General features: G+C 72.5%; 15 protein-coding genes. 9 read left to right on the forward strand and 6 right to left on the reverse strand.

The features are described from left to right. Positions 1-9: 9 nt before the first annotated feature. The 3 genes from fabG to OHS33_RS05805 form a co-directional block, all read right to left on the reverse strand. Positions 10-771, reverse strand: a complete 762-nt coding sequence (gene fabG, locus OHS33_RS05795) for a 3-oxoacyl-ACP reductase FabG (RefSeq protein WP_330329295.1) — start codon at positions 769-771, stop codon at positions 10-12. Between the two features lie 146 nt (positions 772-917). Continuing rightward, positions 918-1,301, reverse strand: a complete 384-nt coding sequence (locus OHS33_RS05800) for a DUF3037 domain-containing protein (protein WP_330329296.1) — start codon at positions 1,299-1,301, stop codon at positions 918-920. After that, positions 1,298-2,137 carry a HipA family kinase gene (locus OHS33_RS05805; protein ID WP_330329297.1) on the reverse strand — a complete coding sequence of 280 codons (840 nt, stop codon included), beginning with the start codon at positions 2,135-2,137 and terminating at the stop codon, positions 1,298-1,300. Before OHS33_RS05805 ends, OHS33_RS05800 begins: the two co-directional genes overlap by 4 nt. Positions 2,138-2,278: 141 nt before the next feature. Between OHS33_RS05805 and OHS33_RS05810 the strand changes: the two genes are divergently transcribed. Genes OHS33_RS05810 through fxsT form a run of 3 tightly spaced genes read left to right on the forward strand, consistent with a single transcriptional unit; the run spans position 2,279 to position 9,263 of the window. After that, positions 2,279-3,790 (forward strand): VMAP-C domain-containing protein, encoded by a 1,512-nt coding sequence (locus tag OHS33_RS05810; RefSeq protein ID WP_330329298.1) that lies wholly within the window; start codon positions 2,279-2,281, stop codon positions 3,788-3,790. Further along, a complete protein-coding gene (locus OHS33_RS05815; RefSeq protein ID WP_330329299.1) occupies positions 3,787-4,854 on the forward strand; it encodes an AAA family ATPase in 1,068 nt (355 codons plus the stop codon). The genes OHS33_RS05810 and OHS33_RS05815 overlap by 4 nt, the downstream gene beginning before the upstream one ends. Continuing rightward, positions 4,854-9,263, forward strand: a complete 4,410-nt coding sequence (gene fxsT, locus OHS33_RS05820; RefSeq protein ID WP_330329300.1) for an FxSxx-COOH system tetratricopeptide repeat protein — start codon at positions 4,854-4,856, stop codon at positions 9,261-9,263. The genes OHS33_RS05815 and fxsT overlap by 1 nt, the downstream gene beginning before the upstream one ends. A gap of 69 nt (positions 9,264-9,332) precedes the next feature. Here fxsT and OHS33_RS05825 read toward each other — a convergent pair whose 3' ends face one another. After that, positions 9,333-10,676, reverse strand: a complete 1,344-nt coding sequence (locus OHS33_RS05825) for a cation:proton antiporter (RefSeq protein ID WP_330329301.1) — start codon at positions 10,674-10,676, stop codon at positions 9,333-9,335. A gap of 335 nt (positions 10,677-11,011) precedes the next feature. Between OHS33_RS05825 and OHS33_RS05830 the strand changes: the two genes are divergently transcribed. The 5 genes from OHS33_RS05830 to OHS33_RS05850 all read left to right on the forward strand — a co-directional run bounded on the left by OHS33_RS05830 (position 11,012) and on the right by OHS33_RS05850 (position 17,034). Then, positions 11,012-12,028: an alpha/beta fold hydrolase gene (locus tag OHS33_RS05830; RefSeq protein WP_330329302.1), complete on the forward strand. Its 1,017-nt coding sequence runs from the start codon at positions 11,012-11,014 to the stop codon at positions 12,026-12,028. Beyond that, a complete protein-coding gene (locus OHS33_RS05835) occupies positions 12,025-13,137 on the forward strand; it encodes an effector-associated domain 2-containing protein (RefSeq protein WP_330329303.1) in 1,113 nt (370 codons plus the stop codon). Before OHS33_RS05830 ends, OHS33_RS05835 begins: the two co-directional genes overlap by 4 nt. 346 nt (positions 13,138-13,483) lie before the next feature. Continuing rightward, on the forward strand, positions 13,484-15,256 hold the full coding sequence (locus OHS33_RS05840; protein ID WP_330329304.1) for an aKG-HExxH-type peptide beta-hydroxylase: 1,773 nt from the start codon (positions 13,484-13,486) through the stop codon (positions 15,254-15,256). Positions 15,257-15,382: 126 nt separating this feature from the next. Continuing rightward, positions 15,383-16,300 (forward strand): MurR/RpiR family transcriptional regulator, encoded by a 918-nt coding sequence (locus OHS33_RS05845; RefSeq protein ID WP_330329305.1) that lies wholly within the window; start codon positions 15,383-15,385, stop codon positions 16,298-16,300. A 350-nt stretch (positions 16,301-16,650) separates the two neighbouring features. After that, positions 16,651-17,034 carry a hypothetical protein gene (locus OHS33_RS05850; protein WP_330329306.1) on the forward strand — a complete coding sequence of 128 codons (384 nt, stop codon included), beginning with the start codon at positions 16,651-16,653 and terminating at the stop codon, positions 17,032-17,034. An 8-nt stretch (positions 17,035-17,042) separates the two neighbouring features. Here the strand turns inward: OHS33_RS05850 and OHS33_RS05855 are convergent, their stop codons facing one another. Continuing rightward, a complete protein-coding gene (locus OHS33_RS05855; RefSeq protein WP_330329307.1) occupies positions 17,043-17,687 on the reverse strand; it encodes a cysteine hydrolase in 645 nt (214 codons plus the stop codon). 87 nt (positions 17,688-17,774) lie between these two features. On the opposite strand from OHS33_RS05855, the gene OHS33_RS05860 reads away from it, so the two are divergent. Continuing rightward, a complete protein-coding gene (locus OHS33_RS05860; protein WP_330329308.1) occupies positions 17,775-18,233 on the forward strand; it encodes a pyridoxamine 5'-phosphate oxidase family protein in 459 nt (152 codons plus the stop codon). A gap of 36 nt (positions 18,234-18,269) precedes the next feature. On the opposite strand, the gene OHS33_RS05865 is transcribed toward OHS33_RS05860, so the two are convergent. Further along, positions 18,270-19,169: a LysR family transcriptional regulator gene (locus OHS33_RS05865; protein ID WP_330329309.1), complete on the reverse strand. Its 900-nt coding sequence runs from the start codon at positions 19,167-19,169 to the stop codon at positions 18,270-18,272. Positions 19,170-19,185: the final 16 nt, after the last annotated feature.

Genomic DNA, 19,185 nt, shown 5'->3' on the forward strand with positions numbered 1-19,185 from the left:
TGCCTCTCGTCAGTTGAGGGGGCCGCCGGCCACGTACATGACCTGGCCCGAGACGAAGCCCGCGGCCTCGCCGGTGAAGAAGGCGATGGCGTTGGCGATGTCCTCCGGACGGCCGACGCGCTGCACGGGGATCTGGGTCGCGGCGGCGGCCTGGAACTCCTCGAAGCCCATGCCGATGCGGGCGGCCGTCTGCGCGGTCATCTCGGTGACGATGAACCCGGGGGCCACGGCGTTGGCCGTGACGCCGAACTTGCCCAGCTCGAAGGCGAGGGTCTTGGTGAAGCCCTGCAGGCCCGCCTTGGCGGCCGCGTAGTTGGCCTGGCCGCGGTTGCCCAGCGCGGAGCTGCTGGAGAGGTTCACGATGCGGCCGAACTTCGCCTCCACCATGTACTTCTGACAGGCCCGGGCCATCAGGAACGCACCGCGCAGGTGCACGTTCATGACCGTGTCCCAGTCGGTGTCGCTCATCTTGAAGAGCAGGTTGTCACGGAGCACGCCCGCGTTGTTGACCAGGACCGTCGGCGCGCCGAGCGTGCTCGCCACCCGCTCCACCGCCGCCTCGACCTGGGCGCTGTCCGACACGTCGCAGCCGACCGCGAGGGCGGTGCCGCCCGCTGCCGTGATCGCCTCCACGGTGTCCTTGCAGGAGGCCTCGTCGAGGTCGAGGACGGCGACGGCGCGGCCCTCGGCGGCCAGGCGCACGGCGGTGGCCGCGCCGATGCCCCGGGCCGCCCCGGTGACGATGGCGACGCGCTGCTCGGTGGTGGACATGCTGGTTCTCCTCGCGCTGGGAATGCCCTGACGGCGGCGGCTCCGGTGGGTGAGCAACCGCTTAGTAGCTTCGGCTGAAGAGACGCTAGGAGCCCTGGCACCCGGTGTCAACGGCACCGGGTCCCAGGGCTCCGGGTCCGCGTACGTCAGTACACCAGCAGCTCCAGCAGCCGGGCCAGCTCCGCCTCCGGGTCGGCCGTCAGCCCGGTGTGCACCGGCCCCGGCTGTACGACGGTGCTGCGCGGCGCGATCAGCCAGCGGAAGCGCCGCCCCGCGTCGTCGCCCGCCGCCTGTCCGGCGGCCGCGCCGCCCGCGCACAGGCCCTCGACCCCGCGCAGCGCCGCCCGTACCCCGGCCACGTCGGCCTTCGGGTCCAGCGCCAGGAGCTTGGCCTCGCCCAGGTGGACGCGCGCGGCGACGTACGCGTGCGCCCGGCAGTAGAGGATCACCCCGGCGTTGAAACACTCCCCGCGTTCCATCCGGGGCACCACGCGCACCAGCGCGTATTCGAACACGTCCCGCTTGGTCACCGGCTGTCGCTCTTCTTCTTCTGGGGCAGGGGGGTCAGACGCTCGGCGAGCCAGCCGGGAGGGCCGCTGCGGGCCTTCACCTCGGCCTCCATGGTGATCCGCTCGTGGATCGTCGCGGCGCGCGGCAGCAGCGCTTCCACATAGGCGCGGCGCAGCGCGTCCGTGGAGTCGAAACCGGGCTCGTCGACCAGCCACTCGTCCGGGACGTCGGCGGCGACCTCGGTGAGCAGCGCCCTGGTGACCAGCGGTGCCAGCTCGGCCGCGGCCGCCGCGATGTCCGGGCCGACCGGGGCCAGCACGTGGTCGGAGGCGTTGTAGGGCTTGGCGGCCGCGGCCGCGGCGGTGGGCCAGTTGTGGTGCCAGATCATGGTGGCGCCGTGGTCGATGAGCCAGAGGTCCCCGTGCCAGACGAGCATGTTCGGGTTCCGCCAGGACCGGTCCACGTTGTTGATCAGGGCGTCGAACCAGACCACGCGGCCCGCCTCGGCCGGATCCACCTGGTAGGCGAGCGGGTCGAAGCCGATCGACCCGGGCAGGTAGTCCATGCCGAGGTTGAGCCCGCCGCTGGCCTTGAGCAGCTCCTGGACCTCCTGGTCGGGCTCGCCGAGCCCGATGACGGGGTCGAGCTGCATCTGGACCAGCGGCGGGACGCGCAGCCCGAGCCGCTGGGCCAGTCGCCCGCAGATGACTTCGGCGACCAGGGTCTTGCGCCCCTGGCCGGCGCCGGTGAATTTCATGACGTAGGTCCCGAGGTCGTCGGCCTCGACGATCCCCGGGAGCGAGCCGCCCTCACGCAGGGGCGTGACGTAGCGGGTCGCGATCACTTCTGTGAGCATTTTCCCAGGCTAGTCACCAGCCCCCGCCCGCGCCGCGGCGGCCGGACACGATTGATCAGATCACCTGGTGGCAATGAAACCGCCGTGATAACTTCGCGGACCGAGAAGGGGAATCGACCGACTTCTGGGGGATGGTCGGTGATGATGAACACGCCGCGGCATCCGCCGCCGCAGAAGGTGCAGTTGCTCCTGCCGCTCGTGAACGAGCTCTGCGAACTGGACTGTGTCCGGGACCCGGGCCAGCGGGTCATGTTCGGGCAGAGCGTCGGCGAATACCTCGGACGGGTCCTGGATCTGCCGGGCCGGGACGCGCGCAGCGATGCGGTGGTCCTCGTACACGCGGTGTTACGGCAGCCGCAGGACGTGGAGTCGGGCGTCGAGGCGCTGCTCTACGCCGTGGGGCTGCACGAAGGCAGTGATGTGGCGGGAGGGTTGCGCGAGCGGCTTCCCAGCTTCCGGACTCCCGGGCCGAGTGCCGTGGTGCCGCTGTTCGAGACGTTCGAGGACAAGGACGTGAACGCCGCCCGGGCCCTGCTCGCCGGGCCCATCGGGGTCGACCGGAACAGACTGCTCGACCGGCTGGCCCACGAGTTGCGGCTGGACCTGCCGTCCCGCCTCACTCCCGTCCAGCTCTTCGACCACCTGCTGGACGTCAATGCCCAGGCCGACGGGCTGCCGGCCGCCGTGGTCATGATGGAGTTCACCGCCGTGCTCACGCCCCGCGAGAGCGACCGGCGGCGGCTGCACGACTGGTGCGACAACTGGTCGACGAGCGCCGGATCCCGGGACATCCTGATGCGACGGCGTGAGCGGATCGAGACGTCGGGCCCGCCGGACCGGGACATCCCCCGCTGTCTGATCATCATGGTGGATCCCGCCGAGGACGGCTCGCCCGACATCTACGTACGGCACTGGGTCAACCGGACCGCGGGATTCTGGTCCCCCTCGTCCGAGGGCACGGAGAGGACCACGCTGGGGACGCTGGGCGCAGCCGTGGAGCGGGCCATCCGCCGCGGCGAGGAATCCTGGGCGGACGCGGACAGCGCCGGTGAGGACTCCAGCCCGATCCACGTCGAGTTCGTCCTGCCCTACACGATGCTCAACCATGACGTGGCCGGCCTGGGCGGGGCCGCGGACACCGACGATACGGTCCCCATCGGACTGCGCTACTACGTCCATCTGCGCAGCCTTGAGCGGATGCGCACGCGCGACCCGGCCCAGCTGCGCCGCTGGCGGCTGCGCTGGCAGACGCTCAGGGCGGCCACCGCGGCCCGGCCGCACGGCTGGACGAGCGAGGACCGGATGACCGGGCTTCCGATCTGGCGCAACAAGCTCGCCACGAACGCGCAGCTCACCGCCGTGACCCTGGGCTCACCCGCGCTGGAGGGGCAGGCACTGGAGCCCCTGAAGGCGGCGATAGCCGAGGGTGTCGGAGTGGCCCTGTGGGACCGCCGAGATCCCTCACAACAGTCTTTCGTGGCACCGCTGGACATGCTCGTCGGCTACCCCCGGGACCAGCTGCCCGAGACGATCCACCGGCTGCGCATGAAGGCCGAGACCGACCTGAACGGCTTCCAACTTCCGGGCAGGCATGTGGCGTTCTTCTACGACGACCCATTCAGGCTCATCGACTGCGAGGAGGTACCGGCATGACCGGGCTGGAACAGGATGACGCCGCGGTCGACGGAGACGGCGCCCACCGATCCTGGCGGGTCTTCCACGCGACCGGGACGGCACCGGCCGGGGATCCCCCGGTCCTGCCGCCCGCCCCGCCCTGGCGCGAGTTCGCGGGCGAACCGCTCCAGACCGCCCTCGCCGCCGACGACCGGGCGGTCCGCCGCCGCCTGGGCTCGAACGGCCCCCGGCCCAGCCTGCGCGACGAGGAGATCGACACCGTCAACGCCGCACTGTTGCTGCGGCGCCCGCTGCTGGTCACCGGGCCGCCCGGGGTGGGCAAATCGACCCTGGCCCATCTGGTCGCCCGCGAACTGGGCCTCGGACGGGTCCTCCAGTGGAGCATCGTCAGCCGTACGGCACTGCGCGACGGGCTCTACGAGTACGACTCCATCGGCCGGGCCCAGGCCATCGCCGCCTGGCGGGCCGGCGCCGCCCCCGAAGCCGCCGAGCAGGCGGCCGAACAGGCCCCGTACCTGGGCGACTTCGTCACCCTCGGCCCACTGGGCAGCGCCCTGCTCGCCTACGAACGGCCGCGTGTCCTGCTGATCGACGAACTCGACAAGAGCGACATCGACCTGCCCAACGACCTGCTGCACGTCCTGGAGAACGGCAGTTACGACGTGCCCGAGCTGGTGCGCAGTGCGCTGCCGACGGTCAGTGTCTTCACGGACGACCCGGGCGGCCGCGCCGAGATCATCGGTGGCCGCGTCGAGTGCCGCGAGTTCCCCCTGGTGGTGATCACCAGCAATGGCGAACGGGAATTTCCGGCCGCGTTCCGCCGCCGCTGTCTGCCCCTGGAGATGCGTCCGCCCACCCGCGAGCAGCTCGTCTCCATCGTGCTGAGCCACCTCCGGAGCAGGCCGGAAGGGGTGGACACCCTCGTCGACGACTTCGAGCGCCGGGTGCGCGAGGGGGGCACACAGTCGGTCGATCAGTTGCTCAATGCCGTCCACATGACTACGGCGGGTGGTTTTCAGGCGGACGCCCACGGGCGTAAACTCATGGAACTGCTGCTGCGCGACCTCGCGAAAGGCCGCTGATGGACGGCACTCCCAGGGAGCGCGCACCCGATGCCCACGACGAGGGGGCGGAGGGGACTTCCGCCGACGGTCCGACCTGGCAGGAGATCGCCGACGCCGTGTGGCTGGCGGCTGCCCGGGCGGCCTCGGCCGCCCCGCCTCCCCCGGTGACCCGGGAGCCCCGCTCCCCGCGCCAGGAAGCCCCGGACAGCGAGCCCTTGCCGCCGGAGGAACCCGAAGCGTCCCCGCGCGCCGAAGAGTCCACCCGGCCACCGGCTCCCCTCGCTGACGCCGACGGCTCCTCCTTCGTGCTCACGCCCGCCGGGGACGACGACCGCACCCGGACAACCGAGACCACCCGGTCCACCCCGCCCGCCGCGGCCCCGGGCGCGGCCGAAGTCCCCCCGGGGCCACGGCTCGTGCGGCCACCGGCGCCGCCACCGCGGCTCGCCAAGGCACTGCACCGGCTGCGCCGCAGCGTGCCCTCGCGGGGCCGCGAGGTGCTGGACGAGGAGCGGACCGCGCGGCACGGCATCTCCGACGACCTCTGGATTCCGTACGTGCGGCCCGCCACCGAGAAGGCCCTGGACCTCGTTCTGCTGATCGACTCCGCGCCCACCATGACGATCTGGCAGGACCGGGTCGCCTCGATCTCGCTGGAGGCCGCCCGGAGTGGAGCCTTCCGCGATGTACGCACGGTGCGGCTGGAGTTACCCCAGCGCGGGAAAGCGCGGCTGCGCTGGCCCGGGGACCGGCCCGGCGACCCCGCGGAACTGATCGACTCCCGGGGGACGCGCGTCCACCTCCTGGTCACCGACGGGATGACGCACGGCTGGGCGAGCCCGGCGGCGGACGACCTGCTGCTGCGCCTCGCCCGCAGCGGCCCCACCGCCCTGGTCCATCTGCTGCCCACCTACCTCTGGCACCGCTCCTCGGCGCACCCGTACCGCGCCGAACTGGACTCGGGTGGCTTCGGCGCGCCCAACACGCGCATCGGCCACGGCTTCCCGAAGGAGGAGACGGCAGCGCAGCCACCCGAGGGGACCGCCGCCGCCCTGATCCCCATCCCGGTGCTGAGCCTGAAGCCCGAGTCCTTCACCGCCTGGGCGGAGCTGGTCGCCGGAGAGCGCGGCGTACGGCGGACCCTGCCGTTCCTCCTCGCGGGCACCCTGGCCAGAAGCAGGCCGACCCCCGGGCTGCGGACGCCGCAGACGGCCGGGGCCGGTTCCGCCGACGCGGCCGTCCGCCGGTTCACCTCGCTGGCCACCCCGACCGCGCGCCGGCTGGCCGCCCATCTGGCCGCACTGCCCTTCGAGTTCCAGCTGATCGAGGAGCTCCGGAACCGGGCGATGCCCGAGGCGGGCATCGAACACGTGGCCGAGATCCTGATGGGCGGGCTCATCGACTGGCGCGGCCCGGCCGACGACGGCCGACCCGATTTCGCCGAGGGCATCCGCGAGGCGCTGCTCGCCACCGGGACGCGCAGCCAGCTCGCCAGGATCGTGAACCTCTTCGCCGATCTCCCCAGTGCACGCGACCGCGGTGTGCGCCTGCAGGCCGCGCTCCAGGACCCGGAAGGCGCCGCACTCCCGGAGAGAACTCCCGCGAACCAGCCCTGGTTGCGCGTCGAACTGGCCGTGCTCAACGCGCTCGCGGGTCCGTACGCCCGCCGGGCGGCCCGGGTGTCGGCGGGCGTCGGCGCCGGGCCGGCCGGTGTCAGCGGCACCACGACGCTTGTCACCGGACCGAGTGGCTCCGCGGGTGTCGAGGCGGACCCGCGGCCAAAGGGGGGCATAGGTGCACGCGAGACCGAGGGCCCCCGGAACGACGCCATACCGCCTGGAGAACTAGTGCCGACGACCACCCCGAACCCCTCTGACGCTGTAGTCCGGAAGGCTGACCAGACCATGGAGCTCAAAGCTTCCCAACCCCTCTTCGTCCGAACCGGCCAGCCGAGGGTCATGGGGAACGTCCCACCGAAGAACCCCAACTTCACCGGTCGGGAAAGCCTGCTGGCGGCGGTCGAGGAACAACTTCGGTCGGAGGAGACCGCGGCCGTGCTCCCGCACGCCCTGCACGGCATGGGCGGCGTCGGAAAGTCCCAGCTCGCCATCGAGTACATCTACCGGCACAGCCACGAGTACAACGTCATCTGGTGGATCCCCGCCGAGCGGGACAGCCTCGTCCTCGGCGCCCTCGTGGACCTCGCCCGCGCCCTGAACCTGGAGGTCGGCCCGCAGGCCAACACCGCCGTGCCCGCTGTCCGCGAGGCACTGCGCACCGGGAATCCGTACGACAACTGGCTGCTGGTCTTCGACAACGCGGAAGACATCGAAGCGGTCCGCGCCTACTTCCCCACCGGCGGCCCCGGGAAGATCATCGTCACCTCCCGCAACCGGGAGTGGGAGCGCGTCGCCACGCCGCTGACCGTCAACGTCTTCGAACGCGAGGAGAGCATCTCCCTGCTGCAGCGCAGGGCGAGGGAACTGAGCGCCGAGGACGCCAACCGCCTCGCCGAGGCCCTCGGAGACCTGCCGCTCGCAATCGAGCAGGCCGGGGCCTGGCACGCCGCCACCGGTATGCCCGTCACCGAGTACCTGGCGCTGCTGGAACAGCGCAAGCCCGGCATCCTGGAGCTGGATCCCTCACCGGACTACCCCCTCTCCGTCGCCGCCGCCTGGAACATCTCCCTCGACCAGCTGGCCGAGACCAATCCCGCGGCCCGGCAGCTGCTGGAGATCTGTGCCTGCATGGCCCCCGAGCCGATTCCGCTGAGCATGCTGCGCGGCACCCGCAACGTCGACATCGCCCCGGACCTCGACCCGGTCCTGCGCGACCCGGTCCTGCTCGCCCGGGCCACCCGCGACCTGAGCAAGCTGTCGCTGATCAAGCTCGACCACAAGAACCGCACCCTGCACATGCACCGCCTGATGCAGGCCGTGCTCACCGCGGGCCTGAGCGAGGCGCAGTCCCAGGAGCTGCGCCGCGCCGCGCACATCCTGCTCGCCACCGCCAAGCCCGGCGCCCCCGGCTCGCCCGACCAGTGGCCCGCGTACCAGACCCTGCTGCCGCACGTGATGACCAGTGGAGCGGTCCGCAGTTCCGACCCCTGGGTCCGTGAACTCATCACGTCCGTCGTGCTCTACCTCTACTTCTGGGGCGCCCACACCGCGGGCGCCGAGATGGCCCGGGAGGCCTGGACCGCCTGGAACGCCCAGTCGGGCGAGGAGAACCCCCAGGTCCTCCAGATGGGCAAGCACCTCGCCTTCCTGCTGCTGCAGACCGGCGAGGTCGCCGAGGCCTCGGAGATCAACCAGACCGTCCTCGACATCTCCCGGCGGGACTCCATCCCCGAGGAGGAGCTCATCGACTCCATGACCCAGATGGCCGGCGCCCTGCGCTACCGGGGCGACTTCTACGCGGCCCGCGCCCTGGACGAGGAGGCCGACAGCCGCGCCCGCGACCTGTTCGGGCCCGAGGAACCGCCCACCCTGCTGGCCGCCCACGGCTACGGCGTGACCCTGCGCGCGTGCGGCCAGTTCGCGGCGGCCCGCGTGCTGGACGAGGAGACGGCCCGGCAGTGGGACACGCTGTACGGGTCGAGCAACGGGCTCACGCTCAACACGATGAACGGCCTCGCCATCGACATCCGCGAGAGCGGCGACTACCCGGCCGCCCGCGTCATGCAGGAGGAGACCTACCGGATCTACCGCACGGTCTTCGGCGAGGACAACGCGTCCACCATCCGCGCCGCCCGCAACCTGGCCGTCTGCCGACGCCGCGACGGCGCGCTCCAGGAGGCCGCGGAACTCACCGAGGCGACGCTCGAACGCTTCACCGTGCGCTACGGCGCGGAGTACCCGGACACCCTGGCCTGCGCGGTGAACGCCACCGTCGACCGGCGGCTGCGCGGTGACTTCGTCGCCTCCCGCGACCTCGGGGAGAAGACCCTGGCGCGCTACCGGTCGTCACTGGGCCGCCGGCACGCGTACACGCTGATCACCCTGACCAACCTCGCGGCGACCCTGCGCGGCCTCGGGGACGTCGAGAAGGCGGAAGCCCTGGACGGCGAGGCCTCGGAAGCCTTCGACGCGACGCTGGGCGACATGCACCCCTTCACGCTCACCGCGGCGCTGGGGCTGGCGAACAACCACTACGCCAGGCTGGACTTCGCCGCGGCCAGGAGCGTCGACGAGGCCAACCTGCCGAAGCTCGTGCTGACCTGCGGCCCCGACCACCCGCTGACCCTCTCGTGCCGCGCGAACCTGGCCCTCGACCTGCGCGGGCTCGGCCGGATCCAGGAGGCCGACGGCCTCAACGCGGAAGCCGTCCAGGGCTTCACGAGGGTCCTCGGAGGCGATCACCCCTGGCTGACGGCGGCCCGGCTGCACCAGCGGATCGAGTGCGACATCGCACCGATGCCGCTGTAACGGAGTCGCCGTGGCTCCGGGACCCGCGTACCGGGTCCCGGACCCACAGCGGCCGCGAGGGGACCGGGGTCAGAGGGTGCCCGGTGCCGTCGACGGCAGCGGGCTGTCGTCGGTGCCACCGGGACCATCAGAGCCACCGGGACCGGCTGGCGGGGCGTCGGCCGCCGGCGCCGAGCGGGCCGCCCGTTCCCGCAGGCGGCGGACCACGACCAGGAAGGGCTGGGTGAGTACGGTCGTCACCAGGGCCATCAGGACGAGCGCCGTGTAGAGCGGACCGCTCACCAGTCCCGCCTGGAGCCCCGCGTTCAAGGCGATCAGCTCGGTCAGACCGCGGGTGTTCAACAGCACGCCGACGGTCCGCGCGTCATGGCGGTCCAGGCCCGAGAAACGGGCCGCGACCGTCCCGCTGACCACCTTGGTGACGACGGCGAGGACGGTCACCCCCGCCAGCGCGATCACCCCCGCGGAGTCGAGTCCGCCGATCGCGACGTTCCTGCCGGAGACCACGAAGAAGAACGGCAGCAGGAGCAGACCGATGTCGTGCAAGGGCCGGAGCAGATCCGGGTCCAGTGTGGCTCCCCGCTCCCGGGGCGTCACGACCCCGGCGAGCAGCGCTCCGAAGATGACGTGCAGCCCCAGGGCATTGGTCACCCAAGCCGACGCGAAGGCGAAGCCCACCAGCACCGCCAGGCGCACCGAGGGATCGACCGCCGTGCGCCACAGCACGCGGCGCAGCACCCGCCGTGCGCCGAGCAGCATCGCCACGGTGAACAGCACCAGCAGCAGCAGCCGCACCCGCAGGGAGGGCCCCTCGTGACCGCCGGAATCCAGCAGCGTGCCGACCAGCACCGTCCAGCCCATCACGTCGATCAGTCCTGCCGCCGAGACGGCGACGATCCCGGGCACGGTCCCGGCCAGCCCGTTCTCCCGCACTATGGCGGTGAGCACCGGAACCGCCGTGATGGACAGCGCGACGCCGAAGAACAGCACCGAGGAGACCGTCATCTCCTTGGGCGCGCCCAACCGGGCCAACCGGTCGTGAAAGAGCAGCGCCACGCCCGACCCGACCGCCATGGGAAGCAGGAACGCGGCGACGGAGACGCTGAGCACCGAGCGGGCCCGGCCCTTGAGCACCCCGAGGTCCAGCTCGTACCCGACCGCGAAGAGGAAGAGGACGAGGGCGATCTGGGCCAGCCCGGTCAGAACCGGGGTGAGCGCCGCGGGGAACAGCATTTCGGACAGATTCGGGAAGGCCGCCGTCAGTGCGCTCGGCCCCAGTGCGATGCCGGCGATCAGCTGCCCGATGATCGTCGGCTGGCCCAGCCGCCGGGCGAGCCAGCCGGCTGTGTGGGCGATGATCAGGATGAGCGCGGTGACACCAACGAGATGAGTGATCATCGCATCAGAACTCATGCGATCCCCCTGTGTAATCCGGTGCCGGGCCGGAAGCCGCGGCAGGGGCACGACCAAGCGCGAGAGTGGTTGCGCACCCGGATCAAGGGGCACTCCTCCAGCATACTGCCAAGTTGACGGCACGTTATGTGCCGCGAACACGTCAAGTGACCCACGGGGCGGGCCTGATGACCACAGCATTGTTCGTTCACGGTACTGGTGTGCGGGAACCCGGATTCTCGGAACTGTACGGACACTTTTCGGCCGAGCTCCGCGCATGCGCTCCTGCCGTTCGTCCGGCCCCGTGCTACTGGGGAGGCGAACTCGGCGCCACTTTGGGAGCCGGCGGCCTCTCCGTGCCCTTCACGGACGGAAGGAGTCGCGGCGGTCCCGGCGAGGCCGCGGCCCAGGTGGACGAGACGGAACTCTGGGCCGAGCTCTACCACAACCCCCTCGCGGAACTGGAGCTCGCCGCCGCCGCCGGCGGCCACGGCACGGAGTTGTCGCCCGGCGCCCCGCTGCCCGCCGAACGCCCCCGTGCGCTGCTCGCCGCCCTCGACGGGCACCTGAGCGACATCGCGGGCAGCGCGGCGGGCGGCCCGATGGGTCCGCACCTCGCCACGGCCGTCACCGAACTCTCCCGCAGCGGGCTGCTGGGCCCGGCCGCCACGACCCTGCCCGACGACGAGGAACTCGCCCGGCTGCTCGCCCGGGCCCTGGTGGCCGCGGCCCTCTCCGCGGTCTTCGCCGAGGACGCGCCGCTCATCCCCGACGGCGCCGCCAGGGACGCGGTCGCGGCCGCCCTGGCCGAGCGCATGGGCGCCCGCCCCCGGGGATCGGAGCGCGGCATCGGCACCCTGCTCGCCCGCCCGGCGCTGCGGCTCGCCTCCCGCCAGGCGGTCCGCCGCAGGCGGGCGTTGACCGAGGCCGCGCACCCGGCGGCCGCGGACGTCATGCTGTACCTGGCCCGGGGCGAGCGCCTGCGCCGACGCCTGCGCGAGACGATCGAGGGGCTGGAACCGCCCGTCGTCGTCATAGGCCACAGCCTCGGCGGGATCATCGCCCTGGACACGCTGATCGCGGCGCCCCTGCCCCAGGTCGCGCTGCTGGTCACCGTGGGATCCCAGGGGCCCTTCCTCTACGAGAGCGGTGCGCTGCCCGGACTCGCGTACCCCGAGCCGCTGCCGGAGCATGTGCCCGAATGGCTCAATCTGTACGATCCCCGGGATCTGCTCGGATACATAGGCGCCCCGCTGTTCCCCCACCGGGTCACCGACATCGAGGTCGACAACCGGCAGCCGTTCCCCGCCTCGCACAGCGCTTACTGGACCAACCCGGCCGTCTACCGGGCCATCGCCAAGCGACTGCCGTGAACGACGCCCCCACTTCCGCCGCTCCCGCCGCTCCCGCCGCTCCCGAACGGACCTTCGCGCTCATCGTGGGCATCGAGCGCTACGCCACCGGGCCCTCCTGGGACCTGCCCGGCCCGGCCCGGGACGCGCTGCGCTTCCGCGACTGGCTGCTCCGCAGCGGCGTACCGGAGCGCAACATCCTGCTCTGCCTCGACCCGCTCACCGAGCCCGCCGTCGCGCACCACCCCGGTGACCTCGGCACGCTGCGCCGGCTGATCCTCTCCGAACTCACCGCGGCCCAGGGCGAGATGCTGTGGGTGTGGTGGGGCGGCCACGGCGTGCTGGACCAGGACGAGCGGCTGCGGCTGTTCAGCGGGGACGCCACCACCGCCGACAAGCGCAACCTCGACCTCCAGTCCATGCGCAGAACCCTGGCCAGCGACATCCTGCCCGGCTCCACCCGGCAGACCTGGATCGTCGACGCCTGCCAGACCTTCGAGGAACAGCTCGGCTTCCACCACAGCCTGCCCGCCGAGACCCTCCCCGTGGGACAGCGCGTCCAGGTCCACCAGCAGACGGTGCTGCTGGCCGCGACCCGGGGCCAGCGGGCCGCCAACGACCCCGCCCGGGGCACCGGACTGTTCTCCGACAGCGTGCTCGACGTACTGGACGGGTTGCCCGGGCCGTGGACGGACCCGGAGGCCCTCTTCCGGAACGTACGGGAGCGGGTCGAGCGGGTCGGGACCGAGCGCGGCATCCGGCAACTGCCCGTGCTCACCCTCTACAGCCCTCAACGCGAGGAGCACCCGGCGCCGCCCGCCGCCGCGGCCCGGCCCCGCCCCCCGATGGAGCAGCTGGTCACGGCCCTGCTCGCCTATCCGATGATGATCGACCCCGAGGAGCGCCAGACCGTCGTCGCGGAGCTCGGGACCAGGACCGTGGAGCGGATGCGCCGGAACGCCAAGCCCCGCACCGACCTCATCGGCATCACCCGTGCCCTGCTCGGACAGCCCGGCGAACTGTGGCTGCTCTACGACGCGGTCACCCTGCTGGACGACGACGAGGAGCGGGCGGCGGACCTACGGGCGGCCGTTCAGGCCTGCGCGGGCGGCCCGCGGCCGGCGGGCTGACGAATCTTCAACTGGCTTGATCACATGGGCTTTCCGAGATGCCTTCGGTTCGCCATGATGGAAGGACTCCGGCATCGCGAGCAGGGCACACGAACGGGGCGCGTGAACGGGGAACACTAAGGGGGAAGCACGTTGCATAAGCCGGCCGGCACGAAGCATCCCGGGTGTCCGGACCACCCGGAGCACGTCGAATCCGATCTGGCGGATCTGACCGGAGTGAGCTTCGCCGCACTGCGCGCCGTTCCCGCGCCACTGCGCAGCGAGCGGCTACTGGCCCAGGCGAGGCGGGGCCGGAGCAACGCCGTCGGCGGGGGAAATCCGCCGGGTGGCGGCAGGACCGCTTGACATGACCTCGCCTCGGCACGGCGGGCGCTTGCGCATGCCCGTCGACTGGTTCGACGAACTCGCCTCGGGGGGCGGCTCGGCCGGGGCAGTCGGCTTCCTGGCCGGGGTCGAACGCACCCGCCGGATGATGCTGCTGGGTGAGGTGCTCGACCGGCTCGACGAGCACCCGGACGCGCTGCGCGGACTGGGCTCCGCCACCACGGCCTGGCAGCTCATCGCGGAAGCGGCGGAGGTACGGCCCGAGGCCGCCGAGCAGTTGCTGATGAGTCCTCAGATCGGCTGCTGGACCGCGCACATGCTGCGCCGTCTGCACGGGACGGAGGACGGCCCGCCGCTCTGGTCGGACGCCGGGCACCTGTTCGCGATCGCTCTCGTCGCCCGGATGCGCGCGGGACTGGACGCCGATGTCGTCGTGCCCGTACGGGACGGCGGGCTGTCGCTGCCCACCCTGGGGCTCGCCCGGATCGGCGGACCCCCCGGTTTCGGTACGGCCTCGGCACGGCTCCGCGGCGGTGATCTCCACCTGACGTCCGACTCCGACTCCGACGGGGAGGGGATCACGGTCCGCCTGTGTGACACCGACGGGGCCCGGAGCGCGCACTGGACGCCGTCACGCACCTTCGCCGGTACGTCGACCTGGCTGGACGACCTCGACCCGTACCGCGAACTCGGCGAGCCGGTGGCCCCGCAGCCGCTCGGCGGCGCGGAGGCGGCGTACTGGCAGCGCCTGTTCTCCGAGGCGGCCTCCATCCTGAGCCCCTCGGGGAGCGGGCCCGGGCGCCTGCGCGTCCAGGACGTACGCCGCATCGTGCCCTGGACCGGGACCTCCGCGGGGCCGGACCCGGAGGACACCCACCTGCTGAGCGCGACCACCGCGGACGCCTTCGGTTCGATGGTCATCTCCCGGCCCGCTGACGGGCTCGACCTGGCCGAGGCCATGGTGCACGAGTTCCAGCACAGCAAACTCGGCGCCCTGCTCCTCCTCTTCCCGCTCCTCGACGACGACGACGGCGAGATCCACTACGCGCCCTGGCGATCCGACCCCCGCCATGCCACCGGCCTGCTCCAGGGTGCGTACGCCTTCACCGGCGTCACCGGGTTCTGGCGCGACCGCATGACCGACAAGACCACCGGCGAAACCGCCGCCCCCGACCTCGCGGCCTTCCATTTCGCCCTGCGCCGCCTCCAGACCAGGCTCGTCGTACGCACCCTGCTGACCCGGGCCGCGCTCACCGGTCCCGGCACCCGCCTCCTGCACGGCCTGGCGGCCACCCTCGACGGCTGGCTCCGCGAAGACGTCGCCCCCGGTGTCGCGGCACGGGCCCGCGCGGCCGCCCTCAGCCACCGCGTCGAATGGCGGCTGCGCAATCTGCGCTGCGGCGAGGCGGAACGGGCCCTGCTGACCACGGCGTTCCGTGCGGGCGCCGCTCCCCCGTCGGCCGCCGCCCACGAGTCCGTCCTCGTCCGCGGCACCAGCCGCTGGAGCGACCCGCGCGCCGCCCTCTACCGCGTCCCGCCCCGGGCGCCCGTCTCCGCCGACGCCCACCTCGCCGCCGGTGATCCGCACACGGCCCTGCGCCGCTACGCCGAGCTCCTGTGCGGCGCCCCCGCCGATCCGCACGCCCTCAGCGGCTGGCTGCTCGCCCGGGCCGGGGTCTCCCCCGCCCGCCGACGCCTCCCGCCCCGCCCCGAACGCCTCCTGGCACTCGCCCCGGTCACCCCGGAGGAGCTGCGGCGCGCCGCCGACTGGCTCGGCGCGGGGCCCACTGTGTGACGGACTCCGTTTCCGAGCCCTCGGGCGGCCCGGCGCACCGACACCGGCGGCGGTGGGCGGCTGGAGGGGCGGGCACAGGGTGTGAGCTATGTTGGGTGACGAGTGACATGAGAGGGAGGCCCGCCGGTGTCATCCGGGCAGCAGGCACGCGCCCAGGCGGCCGCCATCACGCCGGGTGGCCAGTCGACGGACCACGAGCGCGCCCCCGGCGAGCGGGTCCGCGCGCTGTTCGACGGGCACCGGCTGTCCCCGGGGCAGCGGCGCATCGCCCAGTACCTGATCGACCACCTCACCGAGGCCGCGTTCCTCTCGATCACCGAGCTGGCGGAGCGGGTCGGTGTCAGCCAGCCGTCCGTGACCCGCTTCGCCGTCGCCCTCGGGTTCAGCGGTTATCCCGCGCTGCGGGACACGCTCCAGCCGATCGCCCTGAGCGCGGTCGCGGGCTCCCCGGGGGGCGGCGGGCAGTTCCGGCACAACGAACTGCAGGCGGCGGTGGACGCCGAGATCGAGAACCTGCAGAACCTGCGCGGCCTGCTCGCCGACACCGACCAGGTGCTGGAGATCGGCCGCGAGCTGGCCGCTTCCGTGCCGCTGACGGTGCTCGGCCTGCGGATCTCGGTGTCCCTGGCGGAGTACTTCGCCTACGCGGCCCGGCGCATCCACCCCGACGTGCGCCTGGTGACCCGCGGCGGCAGCGTGGCCTACGACGCCCTGCTGCAGTCCCGGGCGGCGGGCGGGACCTGGGTACTGGCCTACGCCATGCCCCGGCACGCCAAGGAGACCCTGGGCGCGCTCCGGGCCGCGCGGAGCGTGGGGCTCCGTACCGCGCTGATCACCGATCCCACCTTGGGGCCGCTGGCGGACGCGGCGGACGTGACGCTGACCGCGGGCACCGGATCCCGGCTCGTCTTCGACTCGTACGCGGCGCCCGGCATGCTGTCCGCGGCCCTGTTGCAGGCGATGGCGGACGCGAACCCCGAGCGGACGCAGGCGCGCCTCGAAGACTACGAGCAGGTCGCCGACCAGCACGGTTTCTTCCTGTAGGCGTCTCCCCCGCCCGGTCCGTCACCTGTTCGCCGCCCGTCCGTCACCCGCGTCCCGGGCCGGGCATTTTCAGCCATGCCAGCGCATGTAATTTTTCATTCGCTTGCGTACTCCACGGTATATATGTTTACTTGCCCAGCGCCCCGGATCCACCAGACGCCAAGGAGAGCGACCCCAAGCCCTCCCGGAAACAGACACGCGGTGTGACGCCTCCTCCTCACGTCCCGCCCGTGTCCGGTCCCGGCTTTCGGATCCACCGGAGCGCGCACGGCGGCCCCGGTCAACCCCTGGGCCGGGGCCGCCGCAGCAACGTCTCGATCAGAGTTCGACACCACTCGGAAGCGACGAGAATGCGCCAGACTCCCTCCATCACGCTCAGCCCCGACTGGCCCTGCCAGGTCACGGCGCCCGGCACCCAGGACTGGGACCGCACGGCGACGCGCTGGCTGCGGGACCTGCTCCCGGCCCGGTACGGCACCTACCCGACGCTGACCCGCCATCCCGTACTGCTCGCCCGGCACGCGGAACTCCAGCTGCGGCACGAGGTACGAACGATGCGGATCGCGCTGGAGACCAGCCGGGCGGAGCTGCCCGCGATGGGCGTGGCCGCGTCCGTGATCGAGAACTCCATCCGGATGTACGCGGTCGAACTCCAGCAACTGGGCCGGCTGTCCCGGGGGGTCCGCCTCGTCGGCGACGCCCTCCGGACCCACGCCGCGGGCCGCCGCGCGTGATGTAGAGGTCAGCCCCGCGCCCACGCCCCGATGACGTCCTCGGTCGTGGTGACGGTGGCCACGAGGGCCAGCGAATTGCGGATCAGCTGCGGGGCGTACTCGGCGGGCACCCCCGCGATGGCGTCGGCCGGGACCACGACGGTGTAGCCGAGGTTGACCGCGTCGAAGACGGTGTTCGGGATCGCGACGTTGGCGGAGACCCCGGTGACCACGAGGGTGCGGCAGCCGAGATTGCGCAGCAGGGCGTCCAGGTCGGTCCCGGCCATCGGGGACAGCCCGTGCAGGCGGCGTACGACGATGTCCTGCGGGGCGACCTCGATGGGCTCGGCGACACCGACCGCCCGGGTGCCCGACAGCTGCTGCACCGGGAGCTTCCCGGCCGCCCGGAACAGCCGCGCGTTGGAGTTGGCCCCGCGCCCGTCCGGCCGCCGCTCGGCCACCGCGTGCAGGACCTGTACGCCCGCCAGGTGCGCGGCGTCCACCAGTGCGGCGACCCGCCCCAGCATCCCCGACGCCTGTGCCTCCTTGGCCAGTTCGGGCAGGGCGCTGTCCGCGCCGACGACCCCGTTCTGGCACTCGACGGTCAGCAGCGCGGTGGTGGCGGGGTCGAGTTGCGCCCCGAGCCGGTCGCGTCGGGCGGCGTCCTGGGACATGCATCCCCCTGGCGTGATGACCGAAGAGCCCTCATGATTCCCTCATAGTTCCTGACGCACAGTCAGATGTGAAGGGGCGTGGGGCAGATGGACGGCGCACAGCGGCGCGGCCGCCGGATCATGATGACCGGGGAAGAGGTGGACGAGTTCCTGCGCACCGAGCGCACCTGCCGGGTCGCCACCGTCTCCGCCGACGGCCGCCCGCACGTGGGTGCCCTCTGGTTCGCCTGGGACGGCACCTCGCTGTGGCTGTACTCGATCACCCGCAGCCGCCGCTGGGCGGAGCTGCGCAAAGACCCGCGGATCTCGGTCGTGGTGGACGCGGGCGTGGCGTACGACGAGCTGCGCGGCGTCGAGCTGTCGGGCAGCGCGGTCTTCGTGGGCGAGGCCCCGCGCACCGGCGAGCCGTGTCCGGAACTGGCGGAGCCCGAGCGGATCTTCCCGGTGAAGAACTTCGGGATCACCGAGATGCCGCACGACGGGCGGCACGCCTGGATCCGCCTCACCCCGGACTCGGTGGTGTCCTGGGACTTCCGCAAGCTCTAAAGGGCGTTGCAGGCTGCGCCCTTCGCGGGAGCCGGTTCAGTGCAGGCCCGCGGTCTCCCGCAGCGCAGACACGGCCGCCCGGACCGAGGGCCGCCGGTCGGCGTCCGCCCGCCAGACGACGTACACGTGTCGGCGCAGGCTGTCGCAGACCGGCAGCAGCCGCACCCCGGGCGGCACCGGCCCGCGCCCCAGCCGGGGCGCCACGCACACCCCGAGCCCGGCCTCGACGAAGGCCAGCTGGGTGTGGTGCTCCTCGGCGATGTGCGTGATGCGCGGCTCGACGCCCAGGCCGCGCAGGGTGAAGACCAGCCATTCGTGGCAGAACTGGCCCTCGTTCCAGGAGATCCAGTCGTCGTCGGCGAAGTCGGCGAGGGAGATCCGGCTCCGGTCGGCCATCGGATGCCCCGCGGGCATGGCGATGTCGACGGAGTCGTCGAGCAGATGGGCCCGGGAGAGCTCGGCGGGCACCGGCATCCGCCGGTTGTGCCAGTCGATGGCCACCGCGAGGTCGAGGTCCCCGCGCACCACGGCGCGCATGCTCTGCTCCGGCTCCTGCTCCGTCACCCGCACCCGCAGTTCGGGGTGTTCGGCCCGCAGCGCCTTCAGGGTGCCCGGCAGCAGCCCGCGCATCGCGGTGGGGAAGGCGCCGATCCGCAGGTCGCCGACGACGCAGCCGCGCTGGGCCTCCACATCGGACTGGGCCAGCTCCACCTGGGAGATGATCCGCGCCGCGTGGTCGGCGAGCAGCCGCCCCGCGTCGGTGAGCCGGACGCCGCGGCCGTTCTTGGAGAGCAGCGGCTGGCCGACCTCGCGCTCCAGCTTGGCCATCTGCTGGGAGACGGCGGAGGTGGTGACGTGCAGCCCGTCGGCCGCGCCGCTGACCGAGCCGTGCCGGGCGAGGGCATCGAGCGTACGCAGGCGCTCCAAGTTCAACATGTAAGTGATGCTACGG

The sequence above is a fragment of the Streptomyces sp. NBC_00536 genome, from assembly GCF_036346295.1.
Taxonomy (GTDB): Bacteria; Actinomycetota; Actinomycetes; order Streptomycetales; family Streptomycetaceae; genus Streptomyces.